This is a genomic window from Ligilactobacillus pobuzihii E100301 = KCTC 13174, from assembly GCF_000349725.1.
Taxonomy (GTDB): Bacteria; Bacillota; Bacilli; order Lactobacillales; family Lactobacillaceae; genus Ligilactobacillus; species Ligilactobacillus pobuzihii.
This window is the reverse complement of record NZ_KB714685.1, coordinates 77,458-99,956: the sequence shown is the minus strand read 5'-3', so window position 1 is coordinate 99,956 and position 22,499 is coordinate 77,458. Positions and strand designations below refer to the sequence as shown.

The window sequence follows — 22,499 nt, the reverse complement described above, 5'->3', positions numbered from 1 at the left end:
AACAAATACTCATTGGTTTAATCTTGTGAATATATTATAATGAAATTATAGACAGCGTTTACATGATGCTTATGTTCAATTTGTGGCTATCCGTGCTCAGGAAGGATGTTTATTATGAATGAGACAACCAAATACACAGGTAAATCAATCGGTTTCCACGCAACTGTGACAGCTACTTTAGAGATCAACAATAATAAGATCACCAAAATAGACGCCGACTACCAACCTAATACAGTCGGAAGCCTTGCAATAGAAAGAATGAAAGACACGATCTTAGCTAGAAATTCAGTAGAAGTCGATGCAATTTCAGGAGCCACTTTTAGTTCAAGTGCCTTTCGTGCTGCGGCACGCAAAGCATACCACGTTTATACTGGTGATTTAAGCCCTGAAAAAGCCATCGATCCTGAAGTATCGAATTCTTTGGACCAAGAAGGTGCTGATATTCAAACGAGTGCCTCTAAGCAAGTCGATACCAGCAAACCCCAAAACACTTCGCTTGTAAAAAAACCGGTTTACGCAACAACTGACACTAAGTTTGCGGCTGAATACGATGTTATCATCGTTGGTGGCGGCGGTGCCGGTTTAGCTGCGGCCGCTCAAGCAGTCAGCGAGGGATTGTCCGTTTTATTATGTGAGAAATCCGGGATCGTGGGTGGTTCAACCAGTTATTCTGGTGGTGTGCTGCAAGCTTCCGACACTAAATACCAGAAGAAACTCTCACATTATCAAAATGACGATCCCCAAAAACATGCCAAATACTGGCTAGCTGCGGGAGAAGGATCAGTTGATAAAGATCTAGTGACCGACCTTGCCTATGGTGCACCCCCAAAATATCGAATGGCTAGCTAACTTGGGCATCAAATGGACTAGTATGTACGGTAATTGCCACATTCCTTACATTGACGACCAATTATTCGCTGACCGGATCCATGTTTATGAAGGTGGCGGCATGGCTGGAAATGGAACTGTTTTAGTTAAAGCACTTTTACAAGCTGCCACCAAAAATCAGACAACTTTCTGGTATAATTCACCCGCTATTGCTCTGATCAAAGATCAGTATAATGAAAAAGTCGTTGGAGTAGTCGTTGATAAAAAAGGCACACCAACTAAGGTGAAAGCCAAGAAAGGTGTCGTGTTAGCGACAGCTAGTATCGACCACAATCCCGCACTAGCGTTCAAACTTAACCGCCAGCATTACGATGACTTAATGCATAAAACTTGTTTGTCAGCTCAAACTAATACTGGTGACGGGATCATCATGGGGATGTCAGTGGGTGGGGCGATCGGCGGCTTGAAAATCAACACTGATAGTCAGGTGCTCGACAACTTCGATCAACCGATCACTGGCTTGTATGCTGCCGGTTTAAACGCAGGTGGCTGGTTAGGTCCGTACTATCCTGGTTCAGGGACAGCCGTTTCTGGGATCATTCATCAAGGCCGCAAAGCAGCAATGCACCTAGCTAAAATCTGAGTCGTTAATAAAAATTGAGCTAGGCCATAACTAGCTTCTGCGATTCTAAAAGGGTCGCCAATCTACCCCGTTAAATAGGTTAGATCGGCGGCCATTAAACATGTTCTAAAAAATTGAAGTATCTTTTGTCTCACTCTCATTTTGAAGCTCGATTATTTTTTACTCGGTTCACAATAATTGCACCTAAAATCGACAAGATCACAATTACTCCAAAGAGAACTGCTGGGATCTCGATATCAATGGCCGGGATCGTCAAGAAAAGTTTGACGGCGATCAAAGCTATCAAACCATAGGCAACGACTTCCAGTTCAGGCACGATCTCCAATAAGCGCATAATGACTTCAGCGACTCCACGCATAGCGAGGATCCCAACTAAACCACCGATCAAAACGATCACTGGATTAGGTGAGATGGCCAGAGAAGCCAGGATAGAATCAATCGAAAAGACCACGTCCATCGCCTCGATCGAGAGTACGACTGACCAGAATTGTGATAGGAGCGGTTTTCTTTTCTTTTTTTTCTTCTTAGTTGCTTGTTCATCCTGAGGACGTGCACGTCCCCAGAAATGCTTGATAGATAAGTACATTAAGTAAGCGGCACCGATGACTTTGATCTCCCAGAAATTGATCAGATAACTCCCAAGACCGATCAACAAGAAACGGAATAAATATGCCCCCCAGATTCCATAGAACAGTGACTTTTCTTGTTCTTGTTTAGTGGGCAATTTCTGGGTTTGTGCCGCTAATACAATGGCGTTGTCCACAGACAACAAACATTCGATCAAGATCAACGACAAGATGATCATCCAGTCCTGGCCAGATGTGAGCACCGTTTGCCAGTTGTGCAAATCAAAAAAAGGACCATATAAATCTTTAATTAGTGACAATCAATATTTCCTCTCTGTAGTTTATTTGTTAGATTAGATTTTACCATAACTATTTATGCAAAATCATTAATTATTCTAAAGGTAAAGTCACTTGGTCAGGGTCTTGTTCTTCATCATCTCTGGGTGGATACTTAGCACGCAAATAGCCCTTGATCATCCCATAAACTGCATTACGATCGCCTTTATTCAAAGTTTTACCGTTAAAACGCAAGCGTGAATTTGACGCGAAGATGTCTTCAATTTCAAAATCATCATAATCGCGACCAATCAAAAAATCCAAAGACACATTAAAATAATCGGCTAATTTCACTACTTCAATGTATGACGGTGTATTTACGCCGCGTTCCCAACTCCCAATTTGATGTCCGGTATTTTTTCGGTCTTCAGCTTTACTCATCACCTTATTCAATTCTTTAGCTAAACCAGGCAATGATAAACCACGACCTTGCCTCAAAGCTCTTAATCTGACTGGAAACATTTCACTCACCCCACCTATCGTTTTAAGTTGCTTAAAAGAACAAGAACCTTTTCTTTTTCTTGATCGGTGAATAATCATGGGCGGTCACATATTCACCATTGATCAAGTTTTCAGCATTTTGTTCAAACTCTCTTGCCTTATCTTCACCAAAATCATCCGCAATTTTACCCAGTGCTTCACCCAAGACAAACTTTCTGCCTTGCAATGCATGGGCATCAGAAGACACGATCTGAACCAAATTATTTTCAACTAATTGATGTGCAATTTTTTTAACATGGTCACCAAAACCACCCATATAACTGGTAGCTGTCACCTGGGCTAAAGCACCATTTTGAATAAAACTATATAATAAATTCAAATCATTTTGAATCCCCTTATTACGTTCAGGGTGCACGATCACTGGCGTTGTTCCTTGTTTTTTCAAATCAAAGATCAAGCGGTCAGCGTAGTGTGGTACTTCCCCGTGCGGAAATTCGAGTAACATATATTTTTTAGTTTCATCGATCCCTAACAGATCATCATAGTGGTCAACTAGATCACCATTAATATGGACTTCCTGACTTGGAAAAATAGTCAGCGGGATCTTCCGACTATCCAACTCGGTTTGAAACATATCAACCGCCTGGATCACATCATTAGCATGATTGACGTAGTCATTATCTAAGTGATGCGGTGTGGCTAAAATATGGGTCACACCGTCACGCACTGCTTCATTAGCCAACTGTAGGGAATTTTCTAAATTAGGCGAACCATCATCTATCCCTGGTAAAATATGACAATGTAAATCGACCATTTTTTCAAATCTCAATTAAAAATCTCCCTTTCTGCAAGCTTGAGTCCTTAAATCATCCGTATTATGTTGCCTGTTACCTTATAGTATACACTATTTGTTCGTAAAATTTCGCTTAAAATAGAGTACATTTAACAAAATTAAGACGTCCTTTTTCTTTTACCGATAGTGACTTATCCACAAAAAGTCACGTCCACTTGATTTTTAGACGTGACTTTCAAAGTATCTGGTATTTATTTAGCCTCTAATAATTCTTCTTTAGCATGGATCATAGCTGTCAGTAAGTCACAGTATGGTGTCGGTACACCATATTTTTGACCTTTGCGAGAGATGGCACCATTAATATAGTCGATCTCTGTTTTACGCTTATTTTGAATCAAATCTTGATACATGGACGGATAATGATCAGCAACTGATGGATCATAACATGATTCAACGTGTTTAACCAGCTCAGAGACATCTAAGTTGATCTTTTCAACTTTGGCGACCGCCGCAAACTCATTCACGATCTTAACTACGATCTGGTGAGCTGTACTGGTTGCGCCAAATTGCCCCATGTTGCAGTCCAACAATGTAGTCAAGCAGTTCATTGTGCCGTTGACACAAGCTTTACGATAGATTGAATACAAAATATTATCTGAGTAGCTTGCATTTAAACCAGACTGTGACAGAAAGTCAGCTATTTGTTTAGCATCTTCTTCTTTTCTTTCACCCACATTTTGTAATTCAACAGAACCAAAACCAAACAGCTTAACTTTTCCTGGACCCTCCAAGCCAGCAGTCCACATAGTGTTTCCTAAGAATATATTTTCACGCGGTACATATTTTTCTAGAGTTTCCACGTGTCCTAAACCATTCAGCAAACACAACACTTTTGTTTTCTGTCCGAGCACACCTTGGATATCACTTAACATCTGTGCTAGTTGCATTGACTTAGTAAAAATGATCACCAAATCAAACTTTTCTGTGGAGTCAACCTCTGACTGTAATTTAACTGGTAAATGTACTGAGACATTTTTACCATTATAGTTAGCCTGTAAACCATTTTCTTGAATCGCTTTGATATGTGCAAGCCAACCATCGATCAAAGTTACATCATTGCCGCCTTGTGCTAACATCATTCCAAAACGACTACCCATTGCCCCTGCACCTGCAATTGCAACTTTCACTTCAAAAACCTCCAATAAATTATTATTCAACGGTTTTTATTATACTCCAAATTTAGCTGACAAAAAAAGATGGTCTTCCAAACAACCATCTTCCTACTTAACTTGCCACTCAATTCCTTTGATCGCATAGTTCAGATCTTCTAAATCAAAGTCGTCCATGTCAACCAAATCATCTTCGACCATCTGTTTCAAGTCTTCAATGTCTAAGACCCCCATCACTCCATGCCCTTTTCCTTTTAAGACCCGTGGCAACTTCGTATCAGCTTGAGCTTGTCTTTCTTTTAAGCGCGTCTGACCTGGCTTAACAATATTTGGTGTCCAGTCTTTTAAATCAGCCGCACTTTGTTTTTCCATTACATAAGATATATTTTTCATACGAGGATCAAGCGGTGTGATCTTAGGGCCAGCATCCTTCCCAGCAGCTTGCAATTCTTTTTGCTTTTTGTGATATTCACGCTTAAACTGGTCACCGGATAATTCCGTCAATGAATACCAGTTGTCTTCAAGAAAATCAAAAATCCACATTACTCTTAGCGCTAACTCCTGCATCGTTTCATTTTCAGACGCCTGAAATCGACGCCACATTGCGGGCTTAATAGCCTTTAGATCAGCCCTAAATTGATAAACTCTTTTTTAACCATATCATTTCACTCCTCACATTTATATATACCATTTGTAAAAGAAAAACCATGAAGTTGACTAATTGGTCTACTTCACGGTTTTAGCATAAAAGCAGTCTTTTACGTTTCGATTTGTGCTTCAGATGGTAATTTACTTTTTAAGAAACTCATCAATTCATTCAGCGACATTTCAAAAACTAAGGCATATTGCCGTTTTGTTTTCTTTTCGACAAAAGTCGCAACCACAACATCGCTTTGTTGGTTAATATCCAAAGGTTTCAAATTGACCTTGATTATATTTTGGAAGTCTAATATCTTCGTAAGCAATTTCGGCAACAACACCCCACGCTCAGTTAATCCATTACGTCCAGCAATAAAAGTTAAAATCACTAAGGCAGACATTGTCATCAAAAAAATCAATGATCTACCAAATTCACGCATTAACGGAGTCAAAAAGCCTAATAAGATCATACCACCCAAAACAGGAGAAAAATTATATTTAGCTTTTTGTTCTAACTGCGACTGAAAATAAACCCGCCGTATGAGAGAAACAACTAGTAAAACAGCCGCTACTATAACTATTAACAAATTATTTAACCTCCTTTTTTGGTAATTTTTAATCTGTGTACATTATACCGTACTTTAACAGATTTTCCATAAATCGAAATTTTAAGTAAAGCGTCTAAAACTTCGAATAAATACACACTACTGATCCTACATGAAGTCATGGTTTCTGTATATGTTAATTATTTAACAAGCATCTAATTGTACGTTAAAATTTAAATAACATTAAATATATAAACCTTGTTTGGAGGTATTTTTTTGAAACGTAAAACTGACAAGATATTGTCGGTAGTATTGGCAGCGTTAACATCTTTACTGCTAGTTTCTTGTAGTAACCAGCAATCACAAAAATATGACCCTGATAAAAGCTTAGGTTCACAGTTGAATTATACCGTAACTGGGATCGACGCTTCATCAGGTGAAATGGGCAAAGCTAAAAAGATGTTGTCAGCTTACGGACTAAAGGAAAAGAACTGGCAACTAATGCCTAGTTCGACTGCAGCAATGGTCAGCACCTTAGGAAAATCCTACGCTAATAGAGAACCAATTGTTGTTACGGCCTTTCAGCCTCACTGGATGTTCGCTAAATATGATATGAAATGGCTCAAAGATCCCAAGAACGTTTTTGGTAAAGTACAACATTTCAGCACGGTGGCTAGAAATGGTCTGAAAGATGACAATTCTGGGGCTTACAAGCTATTACAAAATTTTCATTGGACGATCAGTGATTCATATTCGACCATGTTAAAAATCAATGACGGCATGAATTCTGACAAAGCCGCCAAGCAATATATCAAGAAGCATCCTAAAAAAGTGCAACAATTTCTTGCAGGTGTGCCTACTGGCCATGGTGAAAAAATCAAATTAGTTTATACACCTTACGATTATGAGCGTGCAGTCACGTCTGTCGTTAAAAATCTGCTTGAACAAAAAGGGTATAAGGCAACAACGCAACAGCTAGACGTTTCGATCATGTGGCAGGCACTAGCATCCAAAGAAGTGGACGCAACACTTGTCGCCCAGTTGCCGGTTAGTCACGGTGCTTATGCTAAAAAATATCAAGGCCAAGTCGATGAAGTTCGAGTCAACTTGCCAAATGCACGTATTGGGTTAGCCGTACCAACTTATATGAAAGATATTAATTCGATCGAAGATTTGAAAAATTAAAATATTACTGGGAGAATGTGATAAAAGATGTTTTGAAGCCGATTTGTAACGACGATTGCAGTAAGGCTTCAATCTTTTAGAACTAGACAGCTAGTTATGTCCCAGCTCCCCTTTTTTGTTTTCAATCAAAAGTCACATAGCGGTCACTATCTAAGGCACTAAGCAAATTAGTTAAAAAAACAGACTAATGCTGGTATGGTAACGGGTAGGAACAGGAACAATTGCCACAAATTGTTTTCCTATGTAACCTGTTCTAAACCACGAGTTTCACTACATTCTCGTGGTTTTATTTACATAATTTTATCTGACTTAGTATTGTTAATTCGAGCGTTATTGGTCAATTCATAGAAACATCTCACGTTTTTTTAGACGGAATCCTAAATAAAACTATCGTTAAAAAACAAATAACTCTGAAGTAAAAACATCATAGCCAAGTGCCCCATAACTGTTATCTTTTATGTCTAACAGTTATGGGGCACTTAATAGTTGAACTCATTTCATGCCATTCCTGTCTTGCACTTTGCTACGGCCAAAAATGGCGTAAACGACGTTACACACCGGCTTCAAAACAACTTTTGTTCCGGTCTCGCAGTAAATACATAATAAAAACAAAAAAGAATCCTACCTTTCGATAGAATTCCCACAAGTAAAATCACATTACTTATTTCAAACTACTATTTAGCACTTAACAAATAATCAATCAAAATTAGTCATTATCACTGACCTTAGCTGATCCGTTACGACGTGTATCATAATATGCATGTGTCTTACCATTGTCATTATTCCGTTCAACGATTTGCATTGAGCCGAAGTACTCGTCACTACGTTTCTTTGTATATGGTACTTCTTTAACCTCGTCAAATGGAAGGTAATCTTTACGTTTAGAATTATCTTCAAATATAAACTGATTTTCCTTAGTCAAGTACAAACGGTTCTTTTCAATGTCAGACTTAAAGTCAGTTCCAAATTTCAAACGGTCGGTTATTGTTTGGAACATAAACTCAGGGATCATATTACCACCTGGAGTTCCTAGGCCGATCGTATTGTTATCCTTTGTTTGAATGATCGTTGGAGAAGTAAAGTTACGTGGCTTTTTACCTGCTTCATATTTATTCATACCGACATTACTTGGTGAGAATAAACGGTTAGCAGCATTCAAATAGAAGCCGCCTGTTTCAATTTCAGAACCATAAAAATTACCTAAAGTATTAGTTACTGACACTGTCATCCCATCTGAGTCGACAATAGAAAAATGGGTCGTGTTATTACTATCTTCTTCTTGTTGACCAGCAGGTGTTTTCGTCACATTATTTCTAATGATCTGATCAACATAATCATCAGAAACCATCGACTGTGAGTCAACATCATTGAATTTAGGGTCACTCATATTTTTAACACGGTCAGCGTATGCCAGACGCTTTATCTTCTTATAATCCTTTAGATAACCATCTGGATCCGCCTTGGGGTCGACCAAGTTGGTAGTATTAGCCATCTTAAGCATCTGCAGCATCGTTACACCAGAAAATGGTGCTGGAAGTGTGGCAAATTCATTACCATTAATTTTAGTAGTAGTTGGTTTTGCATTTTCAACTCGAGCAGATTCTAGGTCCTTTTTAGTTAGGGTAGTGTTATTAACGATCTCATCAGCATTTTTTCCAGTATAGTATGCATCTGGACCATTTTCTTTAACTGCTTCTAAAGTTTTGACCATTTTTTTAGGATGCATTACTTCGCCCTTAGACAACAAGTTTCCAGAATCATTTTTATAATCAGAATTATCATCCAAGAAATATTTGTAGATCCCAATATAAGTTGAGAACACAGGAGAAACTTTAAAGCCATCTTTACCTAACTGGATCGAAGGTTCGATCATATCCCCCATCGATTTAGTCCCATAGTTCTTGCTTGCATAGTCCATCCCTTTGACAAAGGTTGGTACAGCTGTCGGCGAAGACATTTCATCCGAGGAAACTGGTGCACTGTCACGATAATCAATTCCCTGATATTCATCTTTTTTCGGATCATAAATAATCATTCCGCCGCCACCACCAAGCCCGGAAGCATATGGTTCTGTCAGTGCAAGTGCATAAGATACGGCGACAGCAGCATCAACCGCATTACCGCCATCCTTTAATACCTTTTCACCAACTTTTGTTGCATAAGTGCTCGACGTTGATACTGCATATTTTGTACTATGTGTGTTTTCATCTTTTTTCTTCCAAGGCATTTTATCTGCGATTTTTGCGGTAAAAGAGGAACCATCGTCACCGTCGCCTGAATTCATTGAGGAAATAAACCCCGGCAAGGTAAATAATAACAGTATCCCAATTCCAATCAGCAGAAAACTACCTATCATTTTTAGATACTTCATAAAATTCCCCTTCTCTATTTAACTTTATATTGATATCCGAAATTCTTGATCAACAAAGAATTAGAAAGCTTTTCATAATTTGATTTATCTAAATTCTTATCTAATTGGTGATAAATTCTTCTTTTGAAAAATGGATTCTTCGTGACTGCAGGGACACCATCTTTAATTCTCATTGGCACCAGTTCCAGTTCCATTCTGCCGTCCTTATTCATACGCATGTTGGCAACAACGGAATCTTTCTCACGTGATTGTTCCTGTTCAAATACGAAGTTACCCATTCCATATAATATCAGACCATTTTTATACTTCTCTACAGGTTGAAGTACATGCCCATGCATTCCTACAACAACATCTGCACCTGCATCCGTCAATTTATGGCCCAATTCCCTTTGCCGATCGGTTACATTAAGGCCATTTTCATGTCCCCAATGTGAGTAAACTACGGTGTAATCAGATTGAGCCGAGGCTTCTTGTACCAGATTTAAATAATCATTATTTCGCGTAGTTAAAGCTCCGGCCTCGTTAGACTTAAAGCTCGTGTTTTTAGGTATAATATCCGTAACAGCAACGAAACTAACTTTGATACCATCGACATTATATATTTGATAACTTAAGCCATTTGAAGCATCTCGACCAAGTCCTACATGATCCATATTACGATCATTAAATGTCTTGAGCGTATTATCCATTCCTTTATGCCCAAAATCACTGATATGATTATTGGCCAATCCCATGGTAGTAAAGCCAGCCTTATTGATTGCGTTCAGCCCATCAGTACTCATTTTTAAATGAATGTTTTTATCAGGATTCTTCTTGTATCCCTTAGAGCCATTCAAAACTGTGGATTCCAAGTTACCGATCGTTAAATCAGAATCTTTCCATAAGTTCTTACTATGTGAAAAAAATTGATCATAACCGCCATGTTGTCCTTTTTTATAGTTACCACGGTCCATCATGATATCACCAACAAAAGTCATTTGAAGTTTATCTGATTTTTTACTTGTCAATGGAATTGAATCTTTAGCAACAAACACCGAATTATGTAAATAATCGGTCAGCCAGGCACCTGTAAATAAACACACTGCCGTAATAAGCAAGGTAGAGATCGTAGCTTTTCGATGATAGCGTATCTTTCGACTGATCTTTTCTTTGAAAGAGAGCTTTTCATCATCTTCTAACTCTGGCAGAAGTTTTATATCCTCTTTTTTTGTTTCACGTTGTTCTTGTTCATCCTTAATAGAATACCAGCGTGTTTTTTGCTGTGATCTGCGCCTTGAAATATCTTCTTTTTTTCTGCGTTTTACCACTTTTAACTCTCCTTAAACTAAATCACATAAATAAATGCACACCAGCAATTAATAAGAAAACAGCGATCGCAACAGTTAAAGTCGAAAATGTTGTTAGCTTAATACCCTGCTTAGAAAAAGCATTTGCTATTAGAGCCGGCACAATGATCCCGATCCCTCTGAATAGGAATGTTGAAAATGGCATTACTGGATACACGATCTCTAGTAACAGTTTCAAAAGTACGGCTGTCACCATAAAAGCCACAAACTTTCGCCGACCAAATAAAATCATGTACCTAGGCAACACATACTGAACGATCAAATACGTCAAAATAGCGACTAAATAGATCGAGATCACAACTTCTGGTGTATCTAACGACAGTGATAAGTAACAGGGAGCAATAATACCGCCAGTATTAATACCCGTTAATTCTGAAAAGATCAAACCAATAAACAAACCAAATACTAAAGCTAAATAAAAATCTGTTATAACCATTTTTTCTCCCCTACATTAATTCCTTGATAATGTCTAGCAGTTCCTCAGCATCTCCATGAATATTACCAACCGCCAATAACACACGCCCGTTTAACATTGGCATGATCTCACGCATAAGATCGACTGGTTTAGCATTCTCACGATCAATATATTTTTTTGCATTAGGATAAAAGCCCTTGCCGTAATAGTAACCTATTCGACGGATGGCTTGTCCCATACTGATAATAGTGGCATTTTCAACCTTAGGGAAAAATTCACGTGCAAACAACTCAGTCCGATCACCACGGTCAGAACGTCCATTGAATAAAACGATCGGGTCATCACTAGGGATATCAGGAGATTCTTTAATGTATTGCCAAATATTCAAACTTGATGCCGGTTCATTGGCCGCAAAGGCATTAACAAAAGTAAAGTCAACTTTAGAATTTTTAATATGTTTAACCTTTAAAGCACCTGGATCGGGTTGTCCTTGTAACATTCCTCGGTAAGCCACTTCCTCAGAGATATTTAAAGTCTTTGCAACAGCCAAAGCTAAGCTGACATTGTCTGGAAACAAAACATAATCAAACTGGTCAAGGTACCCCGGCTTGATCTCACTATTATCTGCCAAGATCATCTGAGTGTTACGCTCATCAGCGATCCTTTGGAAATAGTCTGTATACGGGCTCGGAACTGTTATCAAGTAACCATTGTAAGGTATTGATTTAGCAAATGTGTATGCAACCTCTGTAGTCGTTGGTCCCATTTGATCCAAATGATCTTCCAAAACATTAACGATCACATAAATATTACCACGGAACATTTCATGCTGATAAATCTCCTGGTATTCGGGCTTAACTGCCATACACTCACAGACTAGAGCATCAACATCGAACTTAGCAGCTTCTTTGATCGTTTCTACTTGCTCTTTTATATTGGCCCCTTGCGGTTTTCGCTCAATTGGTAATTCTTCGTGGCGATATGGGAAAATTTTCCTTGCTGCTGTGCCGGTTGTTTTCCCCATAGTTTTATAGCCAGCTTCATTCAAAATTGAGGTGACCAAACGTGTAACGGTCGACTTACCACGAATACCATTTACATTGATCCTTACTGGAATGCTGTTCACATTCTTTTCATTCTTCTCTTTTTCCCTGTATCCGAGTAAAATAAGTATAACTGCCACGACCACAAATGGTAGAAATAATATTGTATCCATTCTAAAATTAACTCCTACTCTTTCATTAACCTTGTATTCATCAGGTAAACGTACTGCGAATTCTTTAATTCAAGACTAGTTGAATCAAGTACAGTCCCTTCTTCAGGCTCACTTGAAATTGGTTTACTGTAGACTTTTGCAATTGAATAATCATCAGTCGCTTTAACTTGATAACTTCCTGCAGCCATATCCTGCCCAACCTTTAACATGCCATTATCAGTATCACTTGAACCGAAACCGACATCTTTTTGAACTGGGATCAAGGTTGCATTTAAAAGTGTGATCGAATCGTCTTGGGCTAACTTAACGTACAAGCTTTGATCAAAAGACTTACTGTTTTGACCACCATTCTGCCAGTTTATTTGACCAGTACCATCGGATAACAAGAAATATTCTCCAGCCTTAATATCTTTATCCACATTATAGCTACCATCAGATAATGCTTTTTTCTGCGGAATACTGTTTACATTTAATTTTTCGGTCGCCTTAGCATTTTTATCCTTTTTCACGGTATTATCATTCAAAATCGAAATACCATTCACATACAATTGAAAATTAACTGAATTTTTCAACTTTTTCTGGGGTACGATTGCCGAAAATTTTCCTAAATTATTGGCTTTAGTTAAAAATATTTCCGACTCATCTGTCGGATTTTCACAGTAAACATAAACTCCTGGTGTTGTTTTGCCACTGATCGTAACAAAATCATTATAATTATTAGTCCCGTCTTTCGATAATGTTAGCTGATTGTTGGATTGTTGACGTACCCTTAAATTCCTGTTTTCGGTAGTTTGAACATAATAATCCTTGGTTGACGATTTTTTTTGCTTTTCTTCTTGTGTATTTACAACCGTTTGTAACTGCCCTGTTGCATAAACTGAACTGATCAGCGGAAAAATTAACAATAACCCTAGAAAAATCTTGTTCCTTTTAATTGGCTCTGCAATGACCTCGATAATAATCTGTAAGTAAATGATGATCGAAACTAAGATCATGACTATCCCAATTTGTTGCCGGTTAACTTTCAAATATTGACAAGCAATTAGTGCTCCTGCAATGATTGAAAGTGTATCGAACAAAACTTTGATCAAATGATTGACAATGTTTGGATCCTTTTTTCTTGTTTGACTAACAAAGTAGGAAACAATTAAACTAAAAGCTAAAATTCCGAGTAATACAACACGATAAAGCAAATCTAGCACCCCTTATTTATGATTGGCAAATGGCTCGATTTTGCCGTCGTCTGAATAAACTTGATAAATTTTAGTGAATTTATGCTGACGGTCACTAACTTTAATTTTATAGTACAAGCGGCCATCTTTATCACTATCACGCGCGTTCGATCCACTAACTATAATGTTTTTCTTGAGCTTTTTTTCTTTTTGAACCTTGTCGATCGCCGTTTGGACATTTAATATTTCACCACGCCCACCGGACTTTTTAAAGGTATTATTATTGTAGATAACTTCCTTATTTTTTTTATCAAATATCAATGATATATCAGGGTCATTTTCATCAACATACGACTGCATCTTTCTATTTTTTAAATTGACAGCTTTATCTTTAGATAATACATACTGTCTTTGCCTATCCAAGTCGCGTAGTAAAAAATGCCCATTAACATATTCAATATTAACCGTTTCTGTCTGCTTACTTTGATAAAGAGCACTATCATTGCCATCTTTTTTTACAACAATTTCCTTGACAGGACGTGAACTTACCGTTGTGGCGTTAATTTCTTTGTCTACCACAAAAATAGCTGCTAGTGCAATTAAGCATATTACTCCTCGTACAATTTTTTTGTTCAAAATTTATATGATCCTCCCATTAATAAGAACATGAAATATAATATTCGTAAACCGGTTTCAAAAATTGTATGACAAAACTAACTAAAAAGCTCATTCTTACTTTAAAACCGCTTTTGCCATACAAATGATTTGCATATCCAAGTACACTTAATTTTGTCTTTTTTTTTGATTTTTGTCAATTGTGTCCACACCTACACATTGCTCGTGTTAATATCTTTTCTTGCAACAAATAAGCCAAAACCCCCACTTTTAGGGTGCTAGTTCAAAACATACAATTTGTGATATTTACCTACATTCTCAAAATACGTCTTTTACAAATAATGCAAAACTTATTGTCATAATTAAAGCATCGTGATAGTTTCAACAATCGTTATCAACTGATCGGGTTGCGTATGCCCGTACAAGCTTAATAGATAATATCACAAATGAAAATTATTACATAAATAATTTTAACGGATAGACGAGGGATTCTCAAGTAAGATCGTTGTCCTTTGTAAATTTTGTGTAATTTTATGTAATATAAGCGTATACTTAATAAGTAGCTGATCCATAGATCTGTAATTAATAGCTTTCTTACATAATATTTATAGAGGAGGAAATACCTTTGTGTGGAATTATTGCTTTTAGTGATCCACAGGTGGAACACAAAGAAGAAACAATTAACTCGATGATGAAACTAATTCAGCATCGAGGACCAAATATTGATGGACGTGGTCACTTTACAGACGATAAAGTCGCCATGGGATTTGTTCGTCTCAGCGTGATCGATCTAAAAAGTGGGGCTCAGCCTTTATATAACGAAGATAATTCAATTTTAGTGACCTTTAACGGTGAGATATATAATTACCAGTCCTTACGTGCAGAATTGATCGCAAATGGCCATGACTTTAAAACTCAAACTGATACTGAAGTGCTCTTGCATGGTTATGAAGAATGGGGCATGGCAGGAACTCTAAACAAGATCCGCGGAATGTTTGCCTACTTCATTTATGACACTAATAAACAAACAATGTATGGTGCCCGTGATTTCTTCGGTATCAAACCATTATATTATTACCAGCAAGGTGAAACATTTATTGTTGGTTCTGAAATCAAAGCTTTTATGCGCCACCCTAACTTTAAAATGGAACTCAATAAAAAAGCTGTTAAGCCATATTTAATGAACCAGTACAATGATCTTTCAGAGACATTGTTCAAAAACGTTTACCGTTTCCCTGCTGGTCATTGGTTTGAATATCATGATAATAAATTAATGACCCATAAATACTGGGACGCTCACTACGATATAAATGACGACCGAAGTGAAGAAGAAGTGATCGAAGATATCGACAAGGCCGTCACTGAATCAGTCGGTCTGCATAACATTGCCGATGTTAAGGTCGGTAGTTTCTTATCTGAAGGTGTTGATTCTTCCTACGTCACTTCTGTGTTAAAACCACAGGAAGTCTTTAGCGTTAATTTTGCTAATGGTCCATACGATGAAGCCAGTGTTGCTAAAGAATTAGCGGATGAAAATGGTCTAAACTTCAACGTTGAGACCGTTGATGCAAAAGAAGCATTCAATGATTTTCCTGAAATGCAGTACCATCTGGACGAACCTGATGCTAATCCATCTGTTGTGCCGCTATGGTATCTTTGCCGTTTAGCCCGTCGCAAAGTCACAGTTGCACTTTCAGGTGAAGGTGCTGATGAACTGTTCGCTGGCTACGTTAACTACGGGTTACATTCTAACAATGATAAGATCAAAGCATTTGCTAACAAATTGCATCACATGTCTGACAGCAAGCGTCAAAAAGTAGCTAAGCTTATTAAGAAAATGCCTAATTTCCCTGGTAAAACGCAAATGTATACCTTAGCTGCTAAGCCTAAAGATTTCTATCAGGGTGAATCATGGATCTATGATCCAGCTCAGCCTGCGATCTTTACAGATGAACAAGCTAATCGTGTACTTCAAGGTAATTATCAAAACAATTTAACGATCAGCAGTATCTACCAAGACGACTTTGAAAAAGTCAAAGATATCGACGAAGTCAAACAAATGCAATACATTGATTTACATCACTTTATGTTCAGTGATATTTTACAAAAGGCGGATAAGATCTCGATGGCACATTCACTTGAATTACGGGTACCATTCTTGGACCGTGAAGTAGCTAAAGTAGCCAATAATATTCCAACCAAGATGTTATTGAATGAACATGGATCGAAACAAGCCTTCCGTAAAGCTGCCTCAAAACATTTACCAGAAGATTTTGCTAAACGTCCAAAACTTGGCTTCCCTGTTCCAGTTAAAGCTTGGTTGGAAGAAGAGGAATACTGTGACCAAGTTCGTGACTTATTCGAGGAAAGTTGGGTCAACGAGATCTTTAACCAGCGACAGATTTTACGTTTACTTCAGGATAATTACGACGGTAAAATTAATGGTCGTCGTCAGATCTGGACCATTTATACTTTCTTAGTTTGGTACAAATTATTCTTTATTGATTTTGATAAAACTGTTGAAAAATATGGCCATGTTCAACCAGAAGTTAAAGCTTTGATGGATAGTGGTAAATTAGTTTAAAATACAGAAAAAGACATTCTTCCATGCTCACTGAAGAATGTCTTTTTCTATATTCTAAATTTCTAGTTTAGCCTTCAGAGCTGCTGTTAACAATGCGGAAAAATTAATATTTTTTTCTTTACCCATCTTGACCAAGTATTCTGGGATCGATACATTTTTCCTAACAGTCTTAGGGTTATTACGTCGAAATTCATCTATATCGACGCTAACAATTGTTTTTATATCACCTTTTTGGCTGGGAATATCTTCTATTTTTGAAGCCACTGGATATTCTTGCTTATCTTCTAACATTAACCCAATCATTTCACTAGCCATCTCTATTGCGTTCTTAATATCTTTTCCCTGGGTAAAGCCACTCTCAATGTCGGGAACTTCAACAAAATAGTCATTTTTTTCTGGATGTAACACCACTGGGTAAACCAACAAATTTTTCATGTTAATATCCTCCTCGAAAAATCAGTAACCTATCTTATTTTATTTAAGTCCTGCTCGTTTCAAAACACTTTGCTCTAGACCATTTCCAAGTTCTTTTGCATGAATAGGGATAGGTATTGAAACTTGCGTTTGAGGATTATACATCTTTAGATGAGAACCTCGCTGTGACTTTTCTTTAAAACCATTAGCTTTAAGTAGTTTAACCATTTCTCTTGGTTTCATTGTCATAATTAGACTTCCTTCACTAACTACGAGTATTATACACAATATTAAGTATTGTAGCTAAGTATTAAATTTTGACACCATAATATATATACGCTAAAGCCTGAAAAATTTGCGAAAAAAAACTACAGCAAGTTTTACTTTACTGTAGCTTAACCATATCTTCAATAATCTAACTTAAAATTCATTGATTTATCCTATTAATTCAAAACCGTCTTAATGTTGGCAAATTCGTATATACCCCAGTCACTTAGCTCACGACCATAACCAGAATCTTTCACACCGCCAAATGGAACTTCAGCTTGTTCATCTAAGATCCGGTTAACCGCAACTTGACCCGTTTCGATCCGCGAAGCTAATTTATTGCCATGTTCAGTATCAGCAGTATAGATGGCACCACCTAGACCATGACGAGAATTATTAGCGAGTTTAACCATCTCATCTTCTGAACTGACCCGATAGATTTGAGCTACCGGACCAAAAAGTTCTTCTTCATACATCGGATTATCAGTTTCCATACCAGTTAAGATCAATGGTGAAAACTGAAATCCTGGCCCATCTGTAGGTGTTGGATCACCATATAAAACCTTAGAACCGCCAGCGATCACTTTTTCAACTTGTTCTTGCAGCTGATCTTTAGCACTTTGCGATGACAGTGGTGCTAAAGTCGTCTTTTCATCCAAAGGATCACCAAATTGATACTTATCAAATTCCTTTTTGACCTTATCTAGAAATTCATCATAAACTTCGTCACTAACTAAATAACGTTTAGCAGCTGTACATACTTGTCCTGCGTTAGATAAACGAGCCTGTGCAGCATCTTTAGCCGCTTTGTCGATATCTGCATCTGCTAGGACCGCAAAAATATCTGTGCCACCTAATTCAAGTGTAGATTTCATCAGATTCTTAGCAGCTTTGGCGGCTAAATTCCGCCCCGCTCTTTCTGAACCGGTTAAAGCAAAACCCTGTACACGAGGATCATCAATTATGTGGTCAATCTGTTTATGACTTGCAAAAGCATTAGCGAATGCACCCTGTGGAATGCCCACTTTTTGACAAGCATCTTCAAACGCCTGTGCAGGCTGAGGAACAATGCTTGCATGTTTTAAGATCACTGGGTTACCCAACATAAAGTTTGGTGCAAAAACACGCATTACTTGGGTAAAAGGAAAATTCCATGGTTCAACTGCCAAAATGGTCCCGATACCAGAAAATTCAACATGGGCCTGGTCACCGACTGAAAGTTTATTATACTTTTGCGGCTGTAGTAGCTCAGGTCCCTCTTTAGCATAGTAACGTGCATAGTTAATAATACTCTTAACTTCAGAACGTGATTCATTGATCAATTTCCCCATATTAGTAGACGATAAACGTGCATAATCATCTAAATGTGCCTCAAACTCATCGGCTAACTTATTTAACAAATCAGCACGCTTATCTAACGACTCTTTTTGCGCCTGATGATAATATTCTTCCGCTTGCTCTAAAATATGACTAATTTGTTCATCAGTTGCAGTAGCAAATGTTTGAATTGTTTCACCATTGTGTGGATTAACGGCAGTATATGCCATAAATAAATGCCTCCTTAAAAGCACAGAAATCCTCAGTTCTTACTACACCTATAGGTTAACAATTCATAATTTAACTGACAAAGAAATTGTTTAAAAAAGCCACTGCCCTCAAAAGAGAACAATGACTTAAACATTAAACTATATTTTTATCTTACACGAACTGCGTAGCTGTCGCCCCAGTATTTGAGGTTAGAAGTGCGTACACCATCATTAGGGTTTTGTGCAGAAATAAAGCTATTATTACCTGTATAAATACCAACATGTCCTCCACCATTAGTGATGATCAAATCACCAGGTTTAGCTTGGCTAGTTGAAATACGTGTACCGGCATTTGCTTGTGCCTGGCTTGTTCTTGGAAGTTTCTTGCCATATTTATTGAAAACATATTGTGTAAAACCTGAGCAGTCAAACCCTGCAGGAGTTGTTCCTCCATAAACATAGTTAGAACCTGTAAATGTATTTGCGTAACCTACAACTGAACCGTAGTTTGCACTACCGGCATTGTTGTTGGTAGCACGTGTTTGTGGTTGAGCTTGACTTCTTGTGTAGTTTTGAGTACTTTGACTTCTAGTATAACTTTGGTTATTTTGAGTACCATTATTGTTATAATTAGCAGCCTGGCTGTTCTCACCATTATTAGATTGTGTTTGATTATTAGCTTGGGCTGAATAGTTATTAGCAACTGCTTGAGACTGACTTTGGGCTGATTGTCCTTGAGTCTGTGTAGCAGATTGAGTCTGATTTTGTGAAGTTACTTGAGCTTGATTGCTTTGTTCAGCAACTGCTGGTTGACTTTGAACGTTAGCAACTTTAACTGCACCATTGACTTGTAATTTCTGTCCAATTTGTAAAGCTGAACCTGTTAAATTGTTAGCCTGACGCAACGCTGCCACAGAAACACCAGTGTTTTGAGCTATTGTATAAAGTGAATCTCCAGCCTTTACGGTATATGTACTCTTGGCTTGTGTTGGTGTACTTTGTTTAGCTGGTGTAGCTTGTTCATTCTGGTTACCAGAAACATTAAGATTTTGGCCAACAGTGATCAAATGTGAGTTAGTATCGATATGATTTAATTTTTCGATTGATTTAATTGAAACACCATATTTTTGTGACAAATCCCACACGGTATCATTTGCAGCAACCTTATGTGTTGTTGCAGCATCAACACTAGCTGAAGCCATAAATAAACTAGCAGCACCCACAGTACCGACTAAAAGTTTTTTAACTGAGTTATTCAAATTAGCAACTCCTTAATTTTTATTTGTTATTTTTTATACAAGATATATTGTAACGCTTTTATTAAAAATGTCTATAATATTTTCGTTACATTTTTTTAAATAATGTAACAAAACGGTTAAAAATGTCATTTTAACAATCAAAAAATTCTGACATGAAACTCTTTATATCGTTTCATACCAGAACTAATCTTATATTATTTCATCATCATCGCTAAATTTATTATTTGTATCCGTTAAACTACTATATTTAGTTTGCTTTATTTCTGTGGCAAGCGCTAATAAAAACAGTGGAAAAAGAAATACAAAAACTGCAGTATATCGAGTATAACCTTGAACGACTGGACCGGCAATTAAAGTTAATAACAAGAAGAAAGCAGGCATCATTAGATAGGCAGTCCGTTTCAGTTTAAACTTAATGGCTAGAGCAAACATAAAGAATGACCCAATAATATAAACAGCTGGATTATCCAGTAATCCCACTAAAGGAAGCCGATCAAACATCTGGAAATATTGTATTTTTATTTCCTGCCATGACCAACGTGTCTTTGAATTCGTCAGCTTGTACTTTTTATAAAATTGATTTCTGCTGTCTGATCCCGGACGATAACCAGCATTTATATGCTTAAAGGAAAATTCATTTTTATCAAAAGGTGAAATTAAAGATATATTTTGCTGGATAGTTGCCTCAAAATATATGACTGGGTGTTGTGTAAACTCATACAGCCATGTTTTAAAATAATTTTTCATCTCAATTGGTGTTGCCTTTTCATTGAAATAAAATTTCACACTATTGGAAAGCAATGGATCATACCTTTTTCCAATATTATTGGTCTCTAGTACACGGTCTATATTTTTCAACTCAGATTTCGTCATATCATCTTCATGATACTTGATATATCTTGCCGTTTGTTGAAAAGGCAAGGATAATGCTTCTCTCTTTAAAGTTGAATTGTCGGCATGATATGCATTAGCTAGTCCGGAATCAATGCCTTTAAAAGCAAAAATAGACAAAGCTAAGGCTAAAAGAGTAGTAAACTTAACATATTTATTATTTTTGAATGCCCTTAAAACTAGAGAATATAAAATAAATAATGCTATTACGTAAATAACATTTTTTCTAAATAACAAAGCTATAGTTGCCCAAATAAATTCATTTAATACAATAAATTTGTACTTCTTTGGTTCTTGGTTAAACAAAGAAAACCCTAAATAAAAATTAAACAAAAGAAATGCTCCAGAAAAAATCACATCTTTTGTAGCAAGTGTAAAGAGGCTTAATATTATTGGTAATGTCCCTATCAAAAAAACCAAGCCTATTGATATGCGCCTGTCCTTAACGAATATTTGAAATAAAGTTACAATTATTGCCAGCGCCCCAGCTAATATAATCGCTTGTACCAGTATCCCTAAAAAAATCCCAAGTTTTGCAGAACCTAAAAAATTACCTAACTCAAAAAAATAATTCAAAAATAAAGTCGAAGTAATTGGGTGTTGCGTTACAAATGGTGTATACCCGTGGAATTGTAATAATTGGGACAAAGCATCAAAAATAACCATCCCTGGATAATCAATTACTAAAACTGGTATCCACATAGCCAATATCAAACCTGTGTTTTCAAGGAAAACGGCTCTTTTAGTCTTAGGCTTGGTGTGTTGTCTTGTAGTTTTATTAGAGCTATTAAAGTCAATCATACTCGATAACTTAACTACGGCCAACTCAAAATACTTTTGTAACGTATTATAGAATATAAACCAACTAGTAAAGGTACAAACCGTCTTAATTAACTGTACGTCATCTTTAACAAGAAGATAAAAGTATGAAGTCTCAGTTTCACCCAATCGCAAAGAAAACGAAAATCTGAAAACTATCCCCAAACTTAAAATCGCGGATAAAAATAGTTGTAATTTTGAGAGTTTAAAATCTGCAATTTTGTCAACATTTGCAAGCAAGAAAAAAACACCAACTAATACTAACCCGTCCACTACCGTGAGCGAACTAACTATACCAGCCATTTCATGAAAAAAATGATAAATAAATTTGAGAGGCTTTGAATTAATTTGATTGTAAACTGTTGGATCCATCTCCATTGGCATGAGTTTATTACTCAAAAAGACTGTCAATAAAAGTGAAATTAAGAAATATCCAACCTTTTTTTTCATACGCATTGA

Annotated in this window: 21 protein-coding genes; 4 read left to right on the top strand and 17 right to left on the bottom strand. The window is 37.0% G+C overall.

Going from position 1 to position 22,499, the window contains the following annotated elements; genetic code table 11:
• Nucleotides 1-114 precede the first annotated feature (114 nt).
• Together LACPOB_RS12925 and LACPOB_RS12920 are read left to right on the top strand one after the other, a co-directional pair.
• On the top strand, nucleotides 115-849 hold the full coding sequence (locus LACPOB_RS12925; RefSeq protein WP_026142709.1) for an FMN-binding protein: 735 nt from the start codon (nucleotides 115-117) through the stop codon (nucleotides 847-849).
• The gene (locus tag LACPOB_RS12920) at nucleotides 815-1,471 is read left to right on the top strand and encodes an FAD-binding protein (RefSeq protein ID WP_258420980.1); all 657 of its coding nucleotides are present in this window, start codon (nucleotides 815-817) and stop codon (nucleotides 1,469-1,471) included. The genes LACPOB_RS12925 and LACPOB_RS12920 overlap by 35 nt, the downstream gene beginning before the upstream one ends.
• 136 nt (nucleotides 1,472-1,607) lie before the next feature.
• Here the strand turns inward: LACPOB_RS12920 and LACPOB_RS0102020 are convergent, their stop codons facing one another.
• The 6 genes from LACPOB_RS0102020 to LACPOB_RS0101995 form a co-directional block, all read right to left on the bottom strand.
• Nucleotides 1,608-2,357 carry a TerC family protein gene (locus LACPOB_RS0102020; protein ID WP_017867171.1) on the bottom strand — a complete coding sequence of 250 codons (750 nt, stop codon included), beginning with the start codon at nucleotides 2,355-2,357 and terminating at the stop codon, nucleotides 1,608-1,610.
• A 70-nt stretch (nucleotides 2,358-2,427) separates the two neighbouring features.
• Nucleotides 2,428-2,835, bottom strand: coding sequence for a helix-turn-helix domain-containing protein (locus tag LACPOB_RS0102015; protein ID WP_017867170.1), 408 nt, complete (start codon nucleotides 2,833-2,835; stop codon nucleotides 2,428-2,430).
• Between the two features lie 31 nt (nucleotides 2,836-2,866).
• Nucleotides 2,867-3,643, bottom strand: coding sequence for a tyrosine-protein phosphatase (locus LACPOB_RS0102010; protein ID WP_017867169.1), 777 nt, complete (start codon nucleotides 3,641-3,643; stop codon nucleotides 2,867-2,869).
• Nucleotides 3,644-3,858: 215 nt separating this feature from the next.
• Nucleotides 3,859-4,794 (bottom strand): 2-dehydropantoate 2-reductase, encoded by a 936-nt coding sequence (locus LACPOB_RS0102005; RefSeq protein ID WP_017867168.1) that lies wholly within the window; start codon nucleotides 4,792-4,794, stop codon nucleotides 3,859-3,861.
• Between the two features lie 93 nt (nucleotides 4,795-4,887).
• Entirely contained in the window at nucleotides 4,888-5,319 is a 432-nt protein-coding gene (locus LACPOB_RS0102000; protein ID WP_017867167.1) for a hypothetical protein, read from the bottom strand.
• Nucleotides 5,320-5,534: 215 nt separating this feature from the next.
• Entirely contained in the window at nucleotides 5,535-6,002 is a 468-nt protein-coding gene (locus tag LACPOB_RS0101995; protein WP_017867166.1) for a hypothetical protein, read from the bottom strand.
• Nucleotides 6,003-6,236: 234 nt separating this feature from the next.
• Between LACPOB_RS0101995 and LACPOB_RS0101990 the strand changes: the two genes are divergently transcribed.
• Nucleotides 6,237-7,145: a glycine betaine ABC transporter substrate-binding protein gene (locus LACPOB_RS0101990; RefSeq protein WP_017867165.1), complete on the top strand. Its 909-nt coding sequence runs from the start codon at nucleotides 6,237-6,239 to the stop codon at nucleotides 7,143-7,145.
• 706 nt (nucleotides 7,146-7,851) lie between these two features.
• Here LACPOB_RS0101990 and LACPOB_RS11565 read toward each other — a convergent pair.
• Genes LACPOB_RS11565 through LACPOB_RS0101960 form a run of 6 tightly spaced genes read right to left on the bottom strand, consistent with a single transcriptional unit; the run spans nucleotide 7,852 to nucleotide 14,301 of the window.
• Nucleotides 7,852-9,516, bottom strand: coding sequence for a gamma-glutamyltransferase (locus tag LACPOB_RS11565; protein WP_017867164.1), 1,665 nt, complete (start codon nucleotides 9,514-9,516; stop codon nucleotides 7,852-7,854).
• 14 nt (nucleotides 9,517-9,530) lie between these two features.
• Complete coding sequence (locus LACPOB_RS0101980) at nucleotides 9,531-10,823, bottom strand: CapA family protein (protein ID WP_017867163.1); 1,293 nt, start codon at nucleotides 10,821-10,823, stop codon at nucleotides 9,531-9,533.
• Nucleotides 10,824-10,845: 22 nt separating this feature from the next.
• Nucleotides 10,846-11,298, bottom strand: coding sequence for a poly-gamma-glutamate biosynthesis protein PgsC (gene pgsC, locus LACPOB_RS0101975; protein WP_017867162.1), 453 nt, complete (start codon nucleotides 11,296-11,298; stop codon nucleotides 10,846-10,848).
• 10 nt (nucleotides 11,299-11,308) lie between these two features.
• Nucleotides 11,309-12,493, bottom strand: a complete 1,185-nt coding sequence (pgsB, locus tag LACPOB_RS0101970; RefSeq protein ID WP_017867161.1) for a poly-gamma-glutamate synthase PgsB — start codon at nucleotides 12,491-12,493, stop codon at nucleotides 11,309-11,311.
• A 14-nt stretch (nucleotides 12,494-12,507) separates the two neighbouring features.
• On the bottom strand, nucleotides 12,508-13,686 hold the full coding sequence (locus tag LACPOB_RS0101965; protein ID WP_017867160.1) for a hypothetical protein: 1,179 nt from the start codon (nucleotides 13,684-13,686) through the stop codon (nucleotides 12,508-12,510).
• A 12-nt stretch (nucleotides 13,687-13,698) separates the two neighbouring features.
• Entirely contained in the window at nucleotides 13,699-14,301 is a 603-nt protein-coding gene (locus tag LACPOB_RS0101960) for a hypothetical protein (RefSeq protein ID WP_017867159.1), read from the bottom strand.
• Nucleotides 14,302-14,905: 604 nt separating this feature from the next.
• Here LACPOB_RS0101960 and asnB point away from each other — a divergent pair.
• A complete protein-coding gene (gene asnB / locus LACPOB_RS0101955) occupies nucleotides 14,906-16,864 on the top strand; it encodes an asparagine synthase (glutamine-hydrolyzing) (protein ID WP_017867158.1) in 1,959 nt (652 codons plus the stop codon).
• A 54-nt stretch (nucleotides 16,865-16,918) separates the two neighbouring features.
• On the opposite strand, the gene LACPOB_RS0101950 is transcribed toward asnB, so the two are convergent.
• The 5 genes from LACPOB_RS0101950 to LACPOB_RS0101930 all read right to left on the bottom strand — a co-directional run bounded on the left by LACPOB_RS0101950 (nucleotide 16,919) and on the right by LACPOB_RS0101930 (nucleotide 22,490).
• Nucleotides 16,919-17,299, bottom strand: coding sequence for a type II toxin-antitoxin system HicB family antitoxin (locus LACPOB_RS0101950; protein ID WP_017867157.1), 381 nt, complete (start codon nucleotides 17,297-17,299; stop codon nucleotides 16,919-16,921).
• Nucleotides 17,300-17,338: 39 nt separating this feature from the next.
• Nucleotides 17,339-17,527 (bottom strand): type II toxin-antitoxin system HicA family toxin, encoded by a 189-nt coding sequence (locus LACPOB_RS0101945; RefSeq protein ID WP_017867156.1) that lies wholly within the window; start codon nucleotides 17,525-17,527, stop codon nucleotides 17,339-17,341.
• A 194-nt stretch (nucleotides 17,528-17,721) separates the two neighbouring features.
• Nucleotides 17,722-19,092, bottom strand: coding sequence for an aldehyde dehydrogenase family protein (locus tag LACPOB_RS0101940; RefSeq protein WP_017867155.1), 1,371 nt, complete (start codon nucleotides 19,090-19,092; stop codon nucleotides 17,722-17,724).
• 146 nt (nucleotides 19,093-19,238) lie between these two features.
• On the bottom strand, nucleotides 19,239-20,330 hold the full coding sequence (locus LACPOB_RS0101935; protein WP_017867154.1) for a C40 family peptidase: 1,092 nt from the start codon (nucleotides 20,328-20,330) through the stop codon (nucleotides 19,239-19,241).
• A gap of 189 nt (nucleotides 20,331-20,519) precedes the next feature.
• On the bottom strand, nucleotides 20,520-22,490 hold the full coding sequence (locus tag LACPOB_RS0101930) for a DUF6020 family protein (RefSeq protein WP_017867153.1): 1,971 nt from the start codon (nucleotides 22,488-22,490) through the stop codon (nucleotides 20,520-20,522).
• Nucleotides 22,491-22,499: the final 9 nt, after the last annotated feature.